Genomic DNA, 17,692 nt, shown 5'->3' with positions numbered 1-17,692 from the left:
GGGCCTCAACGCCGGTCGATCTGGCCTCGGGTGTAGCGGCGGGTGCGCTCGTACGCCACCAGCTCGCCCTCCTTGTCCAGCACCACCCGGTAGGTCGCCATCACGCTGGTGGTCGCGGGGACACGTTCCAGCTCCAGGACTTCCACGTCCGCCTGCCAGCCGTCCTCCGTCGGCTGCACCGAGGAGACGGACTCGGGCGCCCGTCCCAGCAGCTCTTCCAGCTGCTCGGCCGCGTACCGCATCGCACGTGGCGCCGAAACGCGGCGGGCCGTGCGCTCCGTTTCGCTCTCGCGGCCGCCGGCCCGGACACTGCTGGATTTCCTGGCGGTCTTCCTGGCGGTCTTCTTACCGGACGGGCGCCGGGTTTCTCCGGCCTCGCCCTCTTCGTCTGCGGCCATGTTCCCTCTCCGGAATCGGAGGCGACATGCTGCCCGCGTCGCTACTACGCAACGCCATTACATGATATACGGGCTCAGCTCACCGCATCTTGAGCTGGTCAGGGCATTACCGGGAGGTATCCGAACGATCCGGTCACGAGTGCCGCGGCCCGCCCGACGGCGTAACGTCGGGACTGTCCCGTAAGAGACGCCGGGACGAAGACGTCCTGACGGTCACGGCACGGGGAGAACCGGCGCGCCGGAGTGAGCCTCGATGGCACGACAGCTGTGTGCGGGTGTGCGATGACCGGCGGCGCCGGAGCCGACCCGGTGGGCCGGGCGCTGCTGTGCGCGCTGCGGGAGACCGGAGCGTCGGCCGGCGCGCTGTATGTGCTGACGGACGACGAGCCGGTGCTGCGGCTGACCGTCATGAGCGGGCTCCCGGCGACCTTCCTGGCGCCCTGGAGCCGGGTGGCGCTGGCGGCGCCGATCCCGGTCGCCGTCGCCTCACGCGAACAGCGCCTGGTGTGGGCCGGCGGCCGGCGGCAGCTGTCCCGTGACTTCCCCCGTACCGCGGTGGCCGTGCCTTATGAGTTCTCGCTGGCGGCCGCGCCGGTCGGCACCACCACCGGCCCCCGGGGCGCGCTGCTGCTGCTCTGGCCGGCCGGCCACGCACCGCGCCTCTCGGCGGACGAGCGTACGGCGGTGGAGGCCTCCTGCCGGCACCTGGCGGCGCTGCTGCGGCAACGCCCCCGGCCCGAAGACCCCGCTCCCCCGCCTGCGGGCCCCGCTTCCCGGCCCGATGGCTCCACCGGTCCGCCCGACGACTCCGCCCCTCCGCCCGACGGCTCCACCCCTCCGTCCGATGCACCGCGGGTGCTGGCCATCCCGCCGGAGCGGGCCGTGAGTCCGGACGAGGCACTGGCAGCGGCCGGCTTTCTGGAGCGGCTGCCCGGCGGCTGCTGCGCCCTCGACCTGGAAGGACGCATCACCCTGGTGACCACCGGCGCGGCCGGGCTGCTCGGTGAGCGGGACACCCGGCTGCTCGGCGCGCGCCCCTGGGAGATCCTGCCGTGGCTGCGCGACCCGGCCTTCGAGGACCGCTACCGTGCCGCGGTGATCAGCCGCCTGCCGGTGTCGTTCACCGCCTGCCGGCCACCGGATCAGTGGCTCACCTTCCGGCTGTTCCCGGACGGCAGGGGCCTGAGCGTGTGGATCAGCCCTTCGGACAAGGCCCACAGCCCGGTGGAGCCGTATCCCACTCCGGTGGACGTCATGCCCGCACGGGCCGGCCAGATCTACCACGTGCTGCACCTTTCGGCCGCCCTCACCGAGGCCGTGGGGGTCCGGGACGTCGTCGATCTCGTCGCCGACCAGATCGTGCCCGCGTTCGGGGCCCAGGGGATGATCATGTACTCCGCCGAGGCGGGCCGGCTGCGGACCATCGGCCACCGCGGTTACTCCGCCGAGGCCGTCGCCACCTTCGAAGGCGTCGCCCTCGGCACCGCCAACAGTCCCGCCGTCCACGCCCTCGCCACCGGGGAACCCAGCTTCTACACCACCCGCGAGGAGATGGAACGCGATTACCCGGGACTGCCGCGGCTGACCGGCAAGGCGGCACGGGCGGTGCTGCCGCTGATCGTGTCCGGCCGCCCGGTGGGCTGCTGCATCCTCTCGTACACCCGGCCCCGTACGTTCAGCCAGGACGAGCGCCAGGTCCTCACCTCGCTCGCGGGCCTGATCGCCCAGGCCCTCGACCGCGCCCGCCTCTACGACACCAAGCAGCAACTGGCGCACGATCTGCAGGCCGCCCTGCTGCCGCACGGCCTGCCCCGGGTACCGGGCTTCGCCGTCGCCGCCCGCTACCTGCCGGCCACCCGCGGTATGGACATCGGCGGCGACTTCTACGATCTGATCCGCCTCGACGACGACAGCATCGCCGCCGTCATCGGCGATGTGCAGGGCCACAACGCGGCCGCCGCCGCCTTCATGGGGCAGGCCCGCACCGCCGTCCGCGCCTATGCGACCGCCGGGGCCTCCCCCGCCGAGGTCCTGGCGCGGACCAACCGGCTGCTGGCCGACCTGGACCCAGACCTGTTCACCAGCTGCCTGTACGTCCATATCGACCTGCGGACGCGACGGGCGTGCCTGGCCGCCGCCGGCCATCCGCCGCCGCTGCTCCGCCACCCCGACCGGCACACCACGGTGCTGCACATCCCTCCTGGGCTGCTCCTGGGCGTCGAGCCCGGTGCCCGGTACACCGCCACGGAGATCACCCTGCCGCCGAAGTCCGTACTGGCCCTGTACACCGACGGCCTGGTCGAAACGCCGGGAACGGATCCCGAGCACTCCGTCGCCGACCTCGCCCGGCGCCTCAACGACGCGCCGCCGGTGGGTCCGGAACGTCTCGCCGACGCCCTCCTGGAGTTCCGGCAGGACGATGCCGACCGGCAGGACGACGTGGCCCTGATGCTGCTCGCCGCCTTGCCGGCCGGGCCGGTCACACCCCTCTGACCCGCCGGGGCACCGACCCGCCGGGGCACCTGCCTGCCCCGGAAGGACCGGCCTATGACGTCGCGTCAGCCTCGCCACCGGGCCTCTCCTGCTGCCGGGCCCCGCGCGACGCGGGGCACCTTGCCGTGACGCGCCCCCCGGGCCGGTGCACGGTCCCCCGCCGCGACGCAGCCCCCTCGACGTGGACCACCGACCGATGAAACCGGGACAAAGCAGGCGTAGGCTGACGAGAACCGCCGTAGTGCACCGCGAGCGAGCGAGGGAGGCGGGGCATGACCGATCCTCGCGGCTTCCTCAAGTTCCCCCGCCGGCCCGTCCCGCCGCGCCCCGTCGAAGAACGGCTGGACGACTGGGACGAGGTCTACGCCGGGCAGGCGCTGCTCCCGCTGGTGTCCGAGCAGGCGGACCGCTGCATGGACTGCGGCATACCGTTCTGTCACAGCGGCTGCCCGCTGGGGAACCTCATCCCGGAGTGGAACGCGTACGCGGCACGGGGCGACTGGCGGGCCGCGGCCGAGCGGCTGCACGCGACGAACAACTTCCCCGAGTTCACCGGCCGGCTGTGCCCCGCGCCGTGCGAGGCCGCCTGTGTGCTGGCCCTCAACGCCGATCCGGTGACGATCAAAAACGTCGAGGAGGCCATCGCCGACCAGATCTGGGAGCGCGGCTACGCGGCGCCGCATCCGCCGGAGCGGCTCAGCGGGAAGACCGTCGCCGTCATCGGCTCCGGCCCCGCCGGGCTGGCGGCGGCACAGCAGCTCACGCGTATCGGCCATACCGTCGTGGTCTACGAACGCGCCGACCGCCTCGGCGGACTGCTGCGCTACGGCATCCCCGCGTTCAAGATGGCCAAGGAGCACCTGGACCGCCGTATCGAGCAGATGCGGGCGGAGGGCACCAAGTTCCGCACCGGCGTGGACATCGGCAGCGATCTCGACGCCACCGAGCTCCACAGGCGCCATGACGCGGTGGTCATCGCCGTCGGAGCCACCGAGCAGCGGGAGCTGCCCGTGCCCGGCCGCGAGCTGTGCGGCATCCACCAGGCCATGGACTACCTGCCGCTCGCCAACCGGGTCGTGGAGGGCGACTACGCCGTGCCGCCGGTCACCGCGGAGGGCAAGCACGTGGTGATCGTCGGGGGCGGGGACACCGGCTCGGACTGCCTGGGCACCGCTCTGCGCCAGGGCGCGGCCTCCGTCGTGCAGCTGGACATCAACCCGGAGCCGGGTGAGGCCCGGCCGGACCGCGAGCCCTGGCCCGTCTATCCGAAGGTCTACCGGATCTCCCACGCCCATGAAGAGGCCAGGGGCCGGGAAGGCACGGATCCGAGGGTCTTCTCCTCCGCCACCCTCCACTTCGAAGGGACCGCGACCGGCCAGGTGCGCGCGCTGCGCCTCACGGAGGTGGAACCCACGGCCCGGAGGCCGCGGCCGGAGACCGAGCGGGTGATCCCGGCGGAGCTGGTGCTGCTCGCCCTGGGCTTCTCCGGTCCCGAGCGGGGCAGCGGTCTGATCCGGCAACTGGGGCTCACGCGGGACGAAAGGGGGAACTTCGCCCGGGACGGCGGCTTCGCGGCCGAGGCGGCAGCGCCGGCCGGGCGGGCCGCCCCCACCGGTCCCGACGGGGTCTTCGTCGCCGGCGACGCGGGGCGCGGCCAGTCCCTGGTGGTGTGGGCCATCGCCGAGGGACGGGCCACCGCGGCGGCCGCGGACCGGTATCTGACCGGCTCCACCGCGCTTCCCGCCCCGATCGGCCCCCGCGACCGGCCCCTGGTGGCGTAACGGCGAGGGGAGCCCTCCCCACTTCCCCTGCCCGCGGGGGTTGACGAGAGGCCCCGTGTGCGGATCGATGGTTTTACCCGGCACCGGAGCAGGGCAGCAGCGCAGGATCACGCCACACCGATCACAACGACACCAGCACGCAACAGTGCCACCAGCGCCCACCTCGCCCGATACTTGCACCACCGAGTCCCGGCACGTCGGAGGCCGAAGCGAACATGACTGACGGCCCGTCAGCAGGGTGTGAGGTCCGCCGGGCCCGGCCTCGGCCTGCGGACCCCGCCACCCCCTTCACCCCTGTCGGAAATCGCCGGAGCATGTCAAGATCAGCACAGCTCGACACCCCACCTGACCTGGAAGAACGTCACTCAAAGCTCGCCTGCTCAAGTCACCGGGAGGTACCCATGAAGATGCTGATCAACGTCGCCGAGACCGTGGTCGCCGATGCGCTGCGCGGGATGGCCGCGGCGCACCCCGAATTGGTGGTGGACGCCGAGAACCGGGTGATCGTACGGCGGGACGCGCCGGTGGAGGGGAAGGTGGCGCTGCTGTCCGGCGGCGGCAGCGGGCACGAACCGCTGCACGGGGGGTTCGTCGGGCCCGGAATGCTGGACGCCGCCTGTCCGGGCGAGGTCTTCACCTCGCCGGTGCCCGATCAGATGGTGCGGGCCGCCGCGGCCGTGGACAGCGGCAACGGGGTGCTGTTCATCGTCAAGAACTACACCGGGGACGTACTCAACTTCCAGATGGCGGCGGAGCTGGCACAGGACGAAGGGGTGCAGGTGGCCAGCGTGCTCGTCAACGACGATGTCGCGGTGACCGACTCGACGTTCACGGCGGGGCGGCGCGGCACCGGGGCGACGCTCTTCGTGGAGAAGATCGCCGGTGCCGCGGCGGACGAGGGCATGCCGCTGGAGCGGGTGGAGGCGCTGGCCCGGCAGGTCGTGGCGTCGTCGCGCAGCTTCGGGGTGGCGCTGAGTGCCTGTACGACCCCGGCCAAGGGCTCCCCGACGTTCGATCTCCCGGCCGGGGAACTGGAGTTGGGGGTCGGTATCCATGGTGAGCCGGGGCGGGAGCGCCGCGCGATGATGACCTCGCGCGAGATCGCGGACTTCTCCGTGGACGCGATCCTGGAGGATCTGGACCCGAAGCTGCCGGTATTGGTGCTGGTCAACGGCATGGGGGCGACCCCGCTGCTGGAACTGTACGGATTCAACGCCGAGGTCCGCCGGGTGCTCGACGAGCGGGGGGTGGCGGTGGCCCGCACGCTCGTGGGGAACTATGTGACCTCGCTGGACATGGCCGGCTGCTCGGTGACGCTGTGCCAGGTGGACGGGGAACTGCTGCGGCTGTGGGACGCGCCGGTGCAGACGCCCGGGCTTCGCTGGGGGCGGTGACACCACGGCCGTACCCGCTCCGCAGAAGTCCGCTGCGGGACGGCAGCCGTCTTTGCAGCTCTTCCGTCCGTAGCGGCCGCAGGCCCGTATCCACCGCCTGTGGCCGTACGACTTCCGCTTTCTTCACTCCCTGCCCGAACAACCAAGGAGAGTAGTCCGTGTCCGAAACGGTGCTGGATGCCGCGTTCTTCGTACGCTGGATGACGGCGGCCGCCGCCGTCATCGACCGGGAGGCCGACCGGCTCACCGAGCTGGACTCGCCCATCGGTGACGCCGACCACGGAAAGAATATGCAGCGCGGCTTCACGGCCGTGGTCAAGACCTTGGCGGCGGAGCCGCCGGCGACGCCCGGTGCGGTGCTGACCACCGCCGGACGGCAGCTGATCTCCAGTGTGGGCGGGGCGTCCGGACCGCTGTACGGGACGCTGCTGCGGCGCGCCGGCAAGGTGCTGGGCGAGGCGGACCGCGTGTCGGCCGAGGAGTTGCGGTCGGGGCTGGCCGCCGGGGTGGACGCGGTGGGGCAGCTCGGCGGGTCGGCGCCGGGGGACAAGACGATGCTCGACGCTCTGGTGCCGGGGGTCACCGCGCTGTCGGCCTCCTTCGACGCGGCGGCCGAGGCGGCCGGGCAGGGCGCACTGGCGACCGTACCGATGCAGGCCAGGAAGGGCAGGGCGAGCTACCTCGGGGAACGCAGCATCGGGCATCAGGACCCCGGGGCGGCCTCCTCGGCGCTGCTGTTCGCGGCGCTTGCGGAGGTGGCGAAGTGAGCGCGCAGACGGCAGGAGGTGCGGCCGGCGGCGAGAACGCGCCGGTCGGGGTGGTACTGGTGTCGCACAGCGGGCCGGTCGCGGATTCCGTGGCGACGCTGGCCCTCGGACTGGCCGGCGACGGGGTCACGGTGCCGGTGGCCGGCGCGGGCGGTACACCGGACGGCGGGCTGGGGACGAGTGCGGAGCTGATCACCAAGGCGGCGCGGACGGTGGACCGCGGAGCGGGCGTGGCGATCCTGGTCGACCTGGGCAGCGCCGTACTGACCGTCAAGGCCCTGATCGCCGAGGGCGACGAGCTCCCCGAGGGCGCCCGGCTGGTGGACGCCCCGTTGGTCGAGGGCGCGGTGGCCGCCGTGGTCGCCGCGTCGGCCGGGGCGGACCTGGACGCGGTCGCGGCGGCGGCCGGGGAGGCGTACGGATACCGCAAGGAGTGAGGCGCCGGGTGCGCTGCTCCCGGAAGCCGGCGACCGGCGATATGCACCCCGGTGGTGCTTGAACGGGTGAGGGCCTTCTGGGATCGGTGGGGACTGCGATATTCCCCCCCCGTTCCCAGGAGGCCCGGTTCACGCTCGACGGGTGCGAGTGGGATGCGGAAGAAGGAAACTCCGCCAACTCCCGCCATTTCCTGGGAAGTTGGCCCACCGGCCAGTACCATCCGGTCGGCCAGCAGCACGCCGCTCAAGCAGCCCTCCTCGAAAGGGGCTCCTGTATGCGCTTGACCTCCCGCGTCGCGCCCGCCGCCCTGGCCGTGGCCGCTCTCCTGCTCGGCGTCCTCCCCGCACAGGCCCAGGCCCGCCCCGACCGTGCCCCCGGCCGCGCCTCCGACCGGGTCACGGTCGCCGGCCGCACCTTCATCGCCGACGGCCAGGGCCGCGCGCTCCAGTGGCGCGGCTTCAACCTCGCCGACAAGACCAGCCGGGGCGCCCACGCGTTCGCCGACATCCACGAGAGCGACCTCAAGGACATGGCCGCCCGGGGCTTCAACCTCGCGCGCCTTGCGTTCTTCTGGGACGACCTCGAACCCACCCCCGGGCACTACGACCGCGGCTACCTCGCCAAGATGCGCCGCATCCTCGACTGGGCCAACCGCTGCCACATCAAGGTCATCCTCGACGCCCACCAGGACGTGTACGGCCCCCACTTCGGCTCCCGCGGCATCCCCGACTGGGCCACCCGTGACGAGGGGTTGCCGTTCGAGCCGATACCCGACGACTGGTTCTCCGAGTACTTCGAACCCTCCGTACAGACCGCCTTCGACCACCTGTACAAGGACGCCGACCTCCGCGCCGCGCACGCCCGCATGTGGCTGACGGTGGCCGCCGCCCTGGGCCGGCACCCGGCGCTGCTCGGCTACGACCTGATGAACGAGCCGTTCGCGAAGTTCCTCGAAGGCGAAGACCTCCCCGCCGCCGCGGCCCGCTTCGAGGCCACCGAGCTCACCGAGCTGTGGAACCGTCTTGCCCGGGCGATCCGTCTGGTCGACCGCAGGTCGTGGGTCTTCGTCGAACCCACCGTCATCGTCGGTACCGGCGTCCCCACCCGGATGGGCCGCATCGACGACCCGCACGCCGGCTACGCGCCGCACTTCTACGAGACCGCGATGGAAACCGGTGCCGACTACGACCCCGACGGCACCTTCATCCCCGCCTACGAGGCCGCGATCAGCGACTATCCGACCCGTCACCGCATGCCGGTGATCGTGGGAGAGTGGGGCGGCAACCCGTACCTTCCGCACGCGAGCCGGTTCGTCACCGACATGACGGCCTCCCTGGACCGCTTCTCCAGTGGCTGGACGTGGTGGCAGTGGTGCCGGGGCGGCGGCTACTGCTTCCTCGACCGGACCGGCGCCGCGAAGCCCCACGCCCGGCTGCTCGTCCAGCCGTACGCGCGGGCCGTCGCGGGCGACCCGCTGGCGTTCGCGTACGCCCCGGCCACCCGCACCTACACGCTCACCTTCCGCACCCGCGACAGCGCGGAGGGGCCCACCCGGATCACCGTGCCCAGGGACACGTACCCGGGCGGCTACCGCGTCGACATCCAGGGCGGCAAGGCCAGTTGGGACGGCCACGGCCCGACCGTCAGCGTGAGCACCCGCGGCCGGGCCGGGGCCACCTACCGGGTCACGATCAGCCCGAGGTAGCCCGGTCGTGACCCTCGCACTGCGGGGATCACACCATCCCTCGCGGCAGTGCGCGCCGCGGTGCGCGATCACCGTTCGGGCCGTGCAGGTCACCGGGCCACCCGCTCCCGCGGGTTCAGGGTTTGCGGGCGACGCCCGCGTAGCAGGCCGCCTCCGTGTCGGTGACATGGGTGGCGTCCTCGGGGCGGTCGGGGCGCCACTGGTGGGAGAGGGTGACGCCCGGTTCCAGCAGCTCCCAGCCGTCGAAGAAGCGCAGGAAGGCGGCGCGGGAGCGGAACTGGAGCCGGGTGCCCGCGGCGCCGTAGATCTTGATGATCTTGCCCATCGCCCCGGGGGCGAAGTCCGCCGTCGCATGACTCATGGCGAGCGTGCTGCCGGACGGAAGCGCGGCCTTCAGCGTCTCGACGATGGTGTGGGCGTGGTCCCGGCCGTCGTCCGGGACGAAGTGCATCAGGGCGTTCAGGCTGAGCGCGACCGGACGGTTCAGGTCGAGGGTGTCGAGGAGCTGGGGCGCCTTGAGGATGCCGGCCGGGTCGGTGACATCGGCCTGGACATAGGCGGTGCGTCCCTCGGGGGTGCTGAGCAGGAGGGCCGCCGCGTGCGCGAGGACGATCGGGTCGTTGTCGGTGTAGACGACCCGGGCGTCGGCGGCGATGCCCTGGGCGACCTCGTGGAGGTTCGGCGGGGTGGGGATGCCGGTGCCGATGTCGAGGAACTGCCGCATACCGGATGCGGCGAGGACGCGGGTGGTGCGGTGCATGAACTCGCGGTTGATGCGGGCGGCGACCAGCGCGGCGGGGAAGGCGCTCAGCACCTCCCCGGCGGCCATCCGGTCGGCCAGGAAGTTGGTCTTGCCGCCCAGGAAGTAGTCATAGATCCGGGACGAATGGGCCCGGTCCAGCTGAAGATCCACCACGGATCCGTGCTCGCTCATCGTCTGCTGCCTTCCCAGTACGGCATCCGTCACGGCGCGCCTCCTCGGCGTTCCGTGGCCCCCCAAGGGCTCCGGGCGACGCTCCAACCGCCGCTGTGGGCCCGGCTGTTGGAGCCCTGCCCCGTACGTGCCGGATCATGCCGGGGCACACCCGGCGGCTTCCTGACGTGCGGCCCGGCCGGCGCCGCCGGCCGTCACATGCCACGGTCACGCGTAGTCATATGAATACGCAGCGGCAGATTTTTGCCCGGCCGATGCCACAAAGGACCGCACTTTCCGGTTCATTGGAGGGTGAGGGCCAACCACCCTCCCGCGGCCGGCGGCGCTTGGGCGTCCGGCTCGGTGCACGGCGAAACGGAACGAGGACTGCCCGTGAGCGCAGACCGGGACCGACTGCGACCGGCGTGCGCTCCGGCGCATGTCCATACCGCGGAGTTAGCTGCGCTCCCCCGCAGTTCGCTCCCGGACATCGCGCCGGACCCGTTCGACCGGCAGCTCTCGATCACCTTCGAGGCCTTCCTGGCCACGCACGCACGCAAATGGCTGACGTACGCCTATCTGCACACCGGCAGCGAGGCCGCGGCCCGTGAAGTGACCCGGGCGGCATACGGCCGGCTCGGCCGGCTGTGGCCGCATGCGCTGCGGCAGGCGTCGGTGGAGGCGTACGCCTGGTCGATCCTCAAGGAACGGGTGGTGGAGTGGCTGTACGACCACCAGCAGCCCACCGCCCTGACCGAGACCGCCGCGTTCGCCGTCGTCACCCACGCACTGCTGCGCGAATGCCAGCAGCAGTTCGCCATGCTGGAGAGCCAGTTGGGACTGTATGCGGCCATCGCCCGGCTGCCGGAGCGGCAGTGCGATGTGATCGTGCTGCGCCATGTCATCGGGTACAGCGATGCACAGATCGGCTCCTTGCTCGGCGTCGACGAAGTCACCGTCCGCTCCTACGCAAGCCGCGGCAAGCGCAAGCTCGCCGCCGCGCTCGGTATCGACCAGGGATATTCCAGGGGGAACTGACCATGTCGCACATCCGCCCCGCGGGCCGCCGGGAAACCGTCGAGACGCTGCTCGGCGCCGCCGCGGCGGTATCCGGTCCCGACGGTCCGGCACGGCTGGGGGAGCTCGATGACGCGGGGGGGCCCGGCGGTCTCGACGCCTGCCTGCGGACGGCGGCAGCGGCGCCGGAGGGTCCGCCGACGCCCGGGCGGCCGGTCCGGGCCGGCCAGGGCGCGCCCAGCACCTACGCCAGCGCCCGTGACGAGGCCACCCATGAGCTCCAGCTGGCCTGTGCGCTGGTCGTCAATGCGGCGGCGGCCGCGGCGAGCCTGGAACGGCTGGTCAACGACCACCACATCGACCCCGAGGGCGCACTGGTCTTCGCCTGTCTGCTGCACATCTCCGGCCGCCAGGACGCGGCCCACTTCTGGTGGCACTTCGGCGCCGGCGCCGGGAGCCGGACCGCCGCCTACTGTCTGTACCTCTCCCACCGCCGCAACGGTGAGTACCGCGACGCCTCCTACTGGCGCGAACAGGCCGCGCACGCGCCCGACGAGGAGCGCGGGGCGGCGGCCGCGTTCGACGAGAAGCAGCTGCTGCCGGACGCGGCCCGGCACAACCTTCTCGTCCAGTGGCACAGCGGGCTCGCCCCGACCCTGCCGAGCGCCCTGGAGAATGTGATCAACCGGCTCGTGGTGGACAGCGACGACGAGGATTTCGGTGAGATCCCCCGCCCCTCCCCCACGCTCGTCCGGGACCTCGGCCGGGCCCAGTAGCGGCACCACGCCACCGGGCAGCGACACCGCGCCACCGGACAGCGACGCCGTGCCGCCGGTCCGCCGACGGCCGACGGTCTCATGCGTCGGCCGGCCCCTCCTTCGGCTCCTCCGCCACCGGCGGCCACTCCGGGCGGCTGGCATCGGGAACCGTGGCCAGCGCATGGCCGACGGTGGGAAAGCACGAGAAGACACTGAGGGACTGGGTGCCGACCAGCAGACGCAGCATCCGCACCCCGAGCGAAGCCAGCAGCAGCCTGCCCTCCAGGCGCCGGCACAGCCACTCCAGGGCGAGCAGGCAGCTCAGCCCGCGGGAGTCGCAGAAGCGCAGCGCGGTCAGATCGAGCACCAGGAAGCGGTGCCCGGCCGACACCACCGAGCGTGCCTCGGCGAGGAACGCCTGCTCGGTACGGAGGTCGAGGTCTCCACTGACGCGCAGGACGGCGCACTCCTCCGCCTGCACGATCGCAGTGACCGCCAACGACCGCATCTCCGAGCTCATGCCGTCCAGACTAAGCGCCGTGGTCCGCGGCACCACCGCTGCGGCCCTCCGGCGCACAACGGGCCGCCCCGCACTCCCCGGCCCCTGAGGCCCGTACGGACCCGCTGCCAGGCCGTTACGGGCACCCGTTCGTGCAGGTGACCAAGGTGACAGCGCCCGCAGGCGGACAAAAACGGTCAGGTTTTCCGCTGCTACGGGCAGCCTTTCGCACCTCTCCGGTTGCTATAAACCTGATGCGGGCGGAAACGGGCAGCCCCGTGACCGAACGGAATCCGGAAACCGCCAGATCCGGAAGCAGTCAGAATCCGGCAACAGTCAGAATTCGGCAGCAGTCAGAATTCGGGCAGGAGTGAGCCATGAGGGCTGAGGAACGCCAGCACCGCATCCTCGCGCTCGCCCGGCAGTCCGGCCGGATCGAGGTCGCCGATGCCGCGGCGGAGTTCGGGGTCGCCCGCGAGACCGTACGGCGCGATCTGAGCGAGCTGGAGCGCCGGGGCCTGGTCCGGCGGACGCACGGAGCGGCCTATCCGGTCGAGAGCGCCGGCTTCGAGACCACACTGGCCCGGCGGGAGACCCAGCAGGTGGAGGAGAAACGCCGGATCGCGGCGGCCGCCGCCGCACTGGTGGGCGAGGCCGAGACGGTATTCGTCGACGAGGGCTACACCCCCGAGCTGGTCGCCACGCTGCTGCCCGCCGACCGTCCGCTGACCGTGATCACCGCGTCGCTGCGCACCGCGTCGCTGGTCGCGGCGTCCGAGTCGACCACCGTCCTGCTGGCCGGCGGGCGGGTGCGCTCCGGGACCCAGGCGACGGTCGGGTCCTGGGCCCGGGACATGCTCGCCCGGTTCGTGATCGACCTGGCGATCCTGGGGGCGAACGGCATCTCCCGGGAGCACGGCCTGACCACCCCGGACCCGGCGGTGGCGGAGGTGAAGGAGCAGGCCGTCCGCTCCTCCCGGCGGCGGGTGCTGGTCGGCGTGCACAGCAAGTTCGGCGCCAGCAGCTTCTGCCGGTTCGCCGAGGTGCGTGACTTTGACGCGATCGTCACCGACGCGGGGCTGTCCGCGCCGGAGGCACATCGCTATTCGCTCCTGGGGCCACAGGTGCTCCGGGTCTGACCGGGACGGGGCCGGGACATCCGGTCCCCGCAGCCCGGCACTCCACATCCCCCACAGCTGACCGCCGACGGCCACCCCGGCCGACGGACGGCTCCCCGGCGTACCCGCAGGACGGCGTCGTACGCCCCCTCGTCCCCGTTCCCCAGAAAGGCACGATCCGTGAGAGCAAGATCCCCCGGACCAGGCCGCGGCGGCCGCTCCCCAGCGCTGACCGCCCTCGCCGTCGCCCTGGCGGTGTCCGCCACCGGCTGCTACCGCGGCGCCGGCGACGCGGGCAACGACAGCCGTCACACCATCAACGTCCTGATGGTCAACAACCCGCAGATGGTGGATCTGCAGCGGCTCACCGCCGAGCACTTCACCAAGGAGACCGGCATCAAGGTCCACTTCACCGTGCTGCCGGAGGACGATCTGCGCGACAAGATGAGCCAGGACTTCTCCAGCCAGGCCGGGCAGTACGACGTGGCCAGCGTCAGCAACTACGAGACGCCCATCTACGCCCGCAACGGCTGGCTCGCCCCGCTCGGCGAACGGGCCGCCAAGGACCGCGGCTTCGACCAGGGCGACATCCTGAAGCCGGTCCGGTCCTCCCTCACCGCCGCCGACGGCAAGGTCTACGCGGAGCCCTTCTACGGCGAGTCGTCCTTCCTGATGTACCGCAAGGACCTGCTCAAGGCCGCCGGGCTGAAAATGCCCGCCCGGCCCACCTGGCACCAGGTCGCCGCGCTCGCCGCCAAGCTGGACGGCTCCCGCAAGGGGCTGAAGGGCATCTGTCTGCGCGGCCAGCCCGGCTGGGGCCAGCTGGCGGCCCCGCTGACCACCGTCGTCAACACCTTCGGCGGCACCTGGTTCGACAAGGACTGGCAGCAGCGGGTCGACAGCCCCGAGTTCACCAAGGCCACCAAGTTCTACGTCGATCTGGTGCGCCGACACGGCCAGGCGGGCGCCCCGCAGGCCGGCTACACCGAGTGCCTCAACGACATGCAGCAGGGCAAGGTCGCCATGTGGTACGACGCGACGGCCGGCGCCGGGTCGCTGGAGAGCGGCGACTCCAAGATCGCGGGCAAGGTCGGCTACGCACCGGCGCCGGTGGAGCGGACCCGTGCGGCGGGCTGGCTCTTCACCTGGGCCTGGGGCGTGCAGAAGGCCAGTACGCACCAGGACGCGGCCTGGCGGTTCGTCCGCTGGGCCTCGGGCAAGGGCTACGAGCGGCTGGTGGGCCGCGAACTGGGCTGGTCGAGGGTGCCCGGCGGCAAGCGGGCCTCGCTCTACCGCAACCCCGCATACGCCAAGGCGGCCGGGGCGTTCGCCGGCCCGACCGAGGGGGCGATCAACTCGGCCCGGCCCGGCGATCCCGGCGTACAGCCGCGGCCGGCCCCCGGGATCCAGTTCGTCGGCATCCCCGAGTTCGCCGACCTGGGGACCAAGGTCTCGACCGAGATCAGTGCGGCCGTCGCCGGCAAGCAGAGCGTGCCGGAGGCCCTGAAGAAGAGCCGGCGGCTTGCGCAGGAGGTGTCCGATGCCTACACGCACCACTGAACCGGCCCCCGCGGCCCCCGCGCCCGTCGCCCTCCGCGCCGGCGGTACGGACGCCCGCGCCCGCCGCACCGAGCGGGCCAAGAACTGGGCCCGCCGCGCGCCCCTCCTCCCCGCGCTGGTCTTCCTCGTCGTCGTCACCCAACTCCCGTTCCTGGCCACGGTGGTGCTCTCCTTCACCCGCTGGAACGCGCTGGCCCCCGACAACCGCGGCTTCGCCGCGCTCGACAACTACCGCTCCGTGTTCACCGACCCGGCGATGCGGGCCTCCGTGGGTACGACGGTGCTGCTGACCGTGACCGTGGTGCTGGTCAGCCTGCTGCTCGGGCTCGGTCTTGCGCTGCTGCTCGACCGCGGCTTCCGTGGGCGCGGCATCGTCCGCACCCTTCTGATCACGCCGTTCCTCGTCGTGCCGGTCGCCTCCGCGCTGCTGTGGAAGCATGCGCTGTACAACGCCTCGTACGGGCTGCTCAACGGTTCGCTGACCTGGATATGGCGGCTCTTCGGCAGCGAACATCCGCCGCAGCCGGACTGGATGACCGACTCGCCGCTGGCCGCGGTGGAGGCGTCGCTGATCTGGCAGTGGACGCCGTTCATGATGCTGATCCTGCTGGCCGGGCTGCAGAGCCGGGCGTCGGACGCCGTCGAGGCGGCCCGGATGGACGGCGCCTCGGCCTGGGACATCTTCCGCTATCTGACCCTGCCGCATCTGCGCCGCTACCTCGAACTGGCCGCGCTGCTGGGCACGGTGTACGTGGTGCAGAACTTCGACGCGGTGTTCACCATCACGTCCGGCGGCCTGGGCACCGCCAACCTTCCGTACACCATCTACCAGACCGTCTACCAGTCCCACGACTACGGACGGGCGTCCGCGCAGGGCGTGGTGGTGGTGCTGTGTTCGCTGCTGGTGGCGACCTTCGCACTGCGCACCGTGTCGTCCCTGCTGCGCGAGGAGGTCACGTCATGACCACCCTGTCCACGGTCCGCGGCCGCGCCGGATCCCCCGCCGCGCGGCGCCGGCGGCGCACCGGCGGCCTGCTGGGCCTGGCGGCCTGGCTGTGCGGCATCGCCTTCTTCCTGCCCGTCGCCTGGATGGTGCTGACCTCCTTCCACAGCGAGACGGACGCGGCGACCAACCCGCCGAGCGTCGGTGCCGGGATCAGCCTGCACGGCTACCGCGAGTTCTTCGGGGCGACGGGCAGCGGCGTCAGCCCCTGGCCCCCGCTGGTCAACTCGCTGACCGCCTCCGTCGTCTCCACCCTGCTGGTGCTGCTGCTGGCGGTGCCCGCCGCCTACGCGCTGGCCATCAAACCGGTGCGCAAGTGGAGCGATGTCCTCTTCTTCTTCCTCTCCACGAAGATGCTGCCGCTGGTGGCCGGACTGCTGCCGGTCTACCTCGTCGCGCAGAACACCGGCATGCTCGACAGCATCTGGCTGCTGGTCATCCTCTACACCTCGATGAACCTGCCGATCGCGGTGTGGATGATGCGCTCGTTCCTCGCCGAGGTCCCGGTGGAGATGCTGGAGGCGGCTTCCATCGACGGGGCGGGGCTGGCCACCACCCTGACCCGGATCGTCGCGCCGGTCGCCATGCCGGGGATCGCGGCGACGGCCCTGATCTCCTTCATCTTCAGCTGGAACGAGCTGTTGTTCGCCCGGGTCCTGACCGGTGTCGTGGCCGGTACCGCGCCGGTGTTCCTGACCGGACTCGTGACCAGCCAGGGCCTGTTCCTGGCCAAGGTGTGCGCCGCCGCCACCGTCATCTCCCTCCCGGTGCTCATCGCCGGGTTCGCCGCCCAGGACAAACTGGTCCAGGGCCTGTCGCTTGGAGCCGTGAAATGAAAGCCGCAGTGATCAGCGCCCCCGGCAAGGTCGAGGTCACCACCGTCGAGGACCCGGCGCCCGGCCCCCGCGAGGTCGTGGTGTCCGTCGCCGCCTGCGGGCTGTGCGGCACCGATCTGCACATCCTCCAGGGGGAGTTCGCGCCCACGCTGCCCGTCGTGCCGGGCCATGAGTTCGCGGGTACGGTCGTGGCGACCGGCAGCGCGGTCACCGAACTCGCCGAGGGCGACCGGGTGGCCGTCGACCCCTCCCTCTACTGCCACGAGTGCCACTACTGCCGCATCGGCCGCAACAACCTCTGTGAGCGATGGGCCGCCATCGGGGTGACCACGGCGGGCGGCGCCGCCGAGTTCGCGGTCGCCCCGGTCGCGAACTGCGTCAAGCTGCCCGACCATGTCCGTACCGAGGACGCGGCCCTGATCGAGCCGCTGTCCTGCGCCGTGCGCGGCTACGACATCCTGCGCTCGGCGCAACTGGGCACCCACGTCCTCATCTACGGCTCCGGCACGATGGGCCTGATGATGCTGGAGCTCGCCAAGCGCACCGGCGCGGCCGGGGTCGACGTCGTCGACATCAACCCCGCCCGGCTCGCCACCGCCCGCACCCTGGGCTGCAGCAACGCGGCGGGTTCCGCCGACGAGCTGGACCGCCCGCGCGGCTGGGACGTGGTCATCGACGCCACCGGGAACGAACGCGCCATCCAGGACGCCCTGGGACGGGTCGGCAAGGGCGGCACCTTCCTCCAGTTCGGCGTCGCCGACTACGCGGCGCGCGCCACCATCGAGCCGTACCGGATCTACAACCAGGAGATCACCATCACCGGCTCGATGGCCGTGCTGCACAGCTATGAACGCGCCGCGGAGCTCTTCGCGGCCGGCGCCCTGGACCCGGAGGTCTTCATCAGCGACCGCCTCCCGCTGGACCAGTACGCCGAGGCGCTGGCCCGCTTCCGGGCGGGCGAGGGGAGGAAGATCCAGGTACGGCCGTGAACCGGCCGCCGGCCACCGCCGGG

At 72.0% G+C, this 17,692-nt stretch carries 16 protein-coding genes; 13 read left to right on the top strand and 3 right to left on the bottom strand.

Going from position 1 to position 17,692, the window contains the following annotated elements; genetic code table 11:
• Positions 1-5 precede the first annotated feature (5 nt).
• Entirely contained in the window at positions 6-398 is a 393-nt protein-coding gene (locus D9V36_RS36480; protein ID WP_129297530.1) for a gas vesicle protein, read from the bottom strand.
• 282 nt (positions 399-680) lie between these two features.
• Between D9V36_RS36480 and D9V36_RS36475 the strand changes: the two genes are divergently transcribed.
• The 6 genes from D9V36_RS36475 (at position 681) to D9V36_RS36450 (ending at position 8,976) form a co-directional block, all read left to right on the top strand.
• On the top strand, positions 681-2,891 hold the full coding sequence (locus D9V36_RS36475; protein WP_129297529.1) for a SpoIIE family protein phosphatase: 2,211 nt from the start codon (positions 681-683) through the stop codon (positions 2,889-2,891).
• Positions 2,892-3,163: 272 nt separating this feature from the next.
• The gene (locus D9V36_RS36470; RefSeq protein WP_129297528.1) at positions 3,164-4,672 is read left to right on the top strand and encodes a glutamate synthase subunit beta; all 1,509 of its coding nucleotides are present in this window, start codon (positions 3,164-3,166) and stop codon (positions 4,670-4,672) included.
• 401 nt (positions 4,673-5,073) lie between these two features.
• Positions 5,074-6,066, top strand: coding sequence for a dihydroxyacetone kinase subunit DhaK (gene dhaK, locus D9V36_RS36465; RefSeq protein ID WP_129297527.1), 993 nt, complete (start codon positions 5,074-5,076; stop codon positions 6,064-6,066).
• Positions 6,067-6,236: 170 nt separating this feature from the next.
• Positions 6,237-6,833: a dihydroxyacetone kinase subunit DhaL gene (dhaL, locus tag D9V36_RS36460; protein ID WP_129298931.1), complete on the top strand. Its 597-nt coding sequence runs from the start codon at positions 6,237-6,239 to the stop codon at positions 6,831-6,833.
• On the top strand, positions 6,830-7,270 hold the full coding sequence (locus tag D9V36_RS36455) for a PTS-dependent dihydroxyacetone kinase phosphotransferase subunit DhaM (RefSeq protein ID WP_129297526.1): 441 nt from the start codon (positions 6,830-6,832) through the stop codon (positions 7,268-7,270). Before dhaL ends, D9V36_RS36455 begins: the two co-directional genes overlap by 4 nt.
• A gap of 275 nt (positions 7,271-7,545) precedes the next feature.
• Positions 7,546-8,976, top strand: a complete 1,431-nt coding sequence (locus D9V36_RS36450) for a cellulase family glycosylhydrolase (RefSeq protein WP_129297525.1) — start codon at positions 7,546-7,548, stop codon at positions 8,974-8,976.
• Between the two features lie 115 nt (positions 8,977-9,091).
• Here D9V36_RS36450 and D9V36_RS36445 read toward each other — a convergent pair whose 3' ends face one another.
• On the bottom strand, positions 9,092-9,910 hold the full coding sequence (locus D9V36_RS36445; RefSeq protein ID WP_129298930.1) for an SAM-dependent methyltransferase: 819 nt from the start codon (positions 9,908-9,910) through the stop codon (positions 9,092-9,094).
• A 372-nt stretch (positions 9,911-10,282) separates the two neighbouring features.
• Here D9V36_RS36445 and D9V36_RS36440 point away from each other — a divergent pair, with 372 nt between their 5' ends.
• Complete coding sequence (locus D9V36_RS36440; RefSeq protein WP_129297524.1) at positions 10,283-10,927, top strand: RNA polymerase sigma factor; 645 nt, start codon at positions 10,283-10,285, stop codon at positions 10,925-10,927.
• A 2-nt stretch (positions 10,928-10,929) separates the two neighbouring features.
• A complete protein-coding gene (locus D9V36_RS36435; RefSeq protein WP_129297523.1) occupies positions 10,930-11,682 on the top strand; it encodes a hypothetical protein in 753 nt (250 codons plus the stop codon).
• A gap of 79 nt (positions 11,683-11,761) precedes the next feature.
• On the opposite strand, the gene D9V36_RS36430 is transcribed toward D9V36_RS36435, so the two are convergent.
• Positions 11,762-12,184, bottom strand: a complete 423-nt coding sequence (locus D9V36_RS36430) for an STAS domain-containing protein (RefSeq protein WP_241721176.1) — start codon at positions 12,182-12,184, stop codon at positions 11,762-11,764.
• 356 nt (positions 12,185-12,540) lie between these two features.
• On the opposite strand from D9V36_RS36430, the gene D9V36_RS36425 reads away from it, so the two are divergent.
• The 5 genes from D9V36_RS36425 (at position 12,541) to D9V36_RS36405 (ending at position 17,669) form a co-directional block, all read left to right on the top strand.
• Entirely contained in the window at positions 12,541-13,302 is a 762-nt protein-coding gene (locus tag D9V36_RS36425; RefSeq protein ID WP_129297522.1) for a DeoR/GlpR family DNA-binding transcription regulator, read from the top strand.
• A 159-nt stretch (positions 13,303-13,461) separates the two neighbouring features.
• Positions 13,462-14,841, top strand: a complete 1,380-nt coding sequence (locus D9V36_RS36420) for an ABC transporter substrate-binding protein (protein ID WP_129297521.1) — start codon at positions 13,462-13,464, stop codon at positions 14,839-14,841.
• Positions 14,822-15,805, top strand: a complete 984-nt coding sequence (locus D9V36_RS36415; RefSeq protein ID WP_129297520.1) for a carbohydrate ABC transporter permease — start codon at positions 14,822-14,824, stop codon at positions 15,803-15,805. The genes D9V36_RS36420 and D9V36_RS36415 overlap by 20 nt, the downstream gene beginning before the upstream one ends.
• Positions 15,802-16,680: a carbohydrate ABC transporter permease gene (locus D9V36_RS36410; RefSeq protein WP_129297519.1), complete on the top strand. Its 879-nt coding sequence runs from the start codon at positions 15,802-15,804 to the stop codon at positions 16,678-16,680. Before D9V36_RS36415 ends, D9V36_RS36410 begins: the two co-directional genes overlap by 4 nt.
• Positions 16,677-17,669, top strand: a complete 993-nt coding sequence (locus D9V36_RS36405; protein ID WP_129297518.1) for a zinc-dependent alcohol dehydrogenase family protein — start codon at positions 16,677-16,679, stop codon at positions 17,667-17,669. Before D9V36_RS36410 ends, D9V36_RS36405 begins: the two co-directional genes overlap by 4 nt.
• The last annotated feature ends 23 nt before the right edge of the window (positions 17,670-17,692 follow it).

The sequence above is a fragment of the Streptomyces lydicus genome (assembly GCF_004125265.1).
GTDB lineage: Bacteria > Actinomycetota > Actinomycetes > Streptomycetales > Streptomycetaceae > Streptomyces > Streptomyces lydicus_C.
This window is presented reverse-complemented; position numbering and strand designations above follow the sequence as displayed.

Bases quoted from the DNA above. Each gene is read 5' to 3' on its own strand.
- D9V36_RS36480 (WP_129297530.1), bottom strand. From the start codon at position 398: ATGGCCGCAGACGAAGAGGGCGAGGCCGGAGAAACCCGGCGCCCGTCC.
- D9V36_RS36475 (WP_129297529.1), top strand. From the start codon at position 681: ATGACCGGCGGCGCCGGAGCCGACCCGGTGGGCCGGGCGCTGCTGTGC.
- D9V36_RS36470 (WP_129297528.1), top strand. From the start codon at position 3,164: ATGACCGATCCTCGCGGCTTCCTCAAGTTCCCCCGCCGGCCCGTCCCG.
- dhaK (WP_129297527.1), top strand. From the start codon at position 5,074: ATGAAGATGCTGATCAACGTCGCCGAGACCGTGGTCGCCGATGCGCTG.
- D9V36_RS36450 (WP_129297525.1), top strand. From the start codon at position 7,546: ATGCGCTTGACCTCCCGCGTCGCGCCCGCCGCCCTGGCCGTGGCCGCT.
- D9V36_RS36445 (WP_129298930.1), bottom strand. From the start codon at position 9,910: ATGAGCGAGCACGGATCCGTGGTGGATCTTCAGCTGGACCGGGCCCAT.
- D9V36_RS36435 (WP_129297523.1), top strand. From the start codon at position 10,930: ATGTCGCACATCCGCCCCGCGGGCCGCCGGGAAACCGTCGAGACGCTG.
- D9V36_RS36430 (WP_241721176.1), bottom strand. From the start codon at position 12,184: ATGAGCTCGGAGATGCGGTCGTTGGCGGTCACTGCGATCGTGCAGGCG.
- D9V36_RS36425 (WP_129297522.1), top strand. From the start codon at position 12,541: ATGAGGGCTGAGGAACGCCAGCACCGCATCCTCGCGCTCGCCCGGCAG.
- D9V36_RS36415 (WP_129297520.1), top strand. From the start codon at position 14,822: ATGCCTACACGCACCACTGAACCGGCCCCCGCGGCCCCCGCGCCCGTC.
- D9V36_RS36410 (WP_129297519.1), top strand. From the start codon at position 15,802: ATGACCACCCTGTCCACGGTCCGCGGCCGCGCCGGATCCCCCGCCGCG.
- D9V36_RS36405 (WP_129297518.1), top strand. From the start codon at position 16,677: ATGAAAGCCGCAGTGATCAGCGCCCCCGGCAAGGTCGAGGTCACCACC.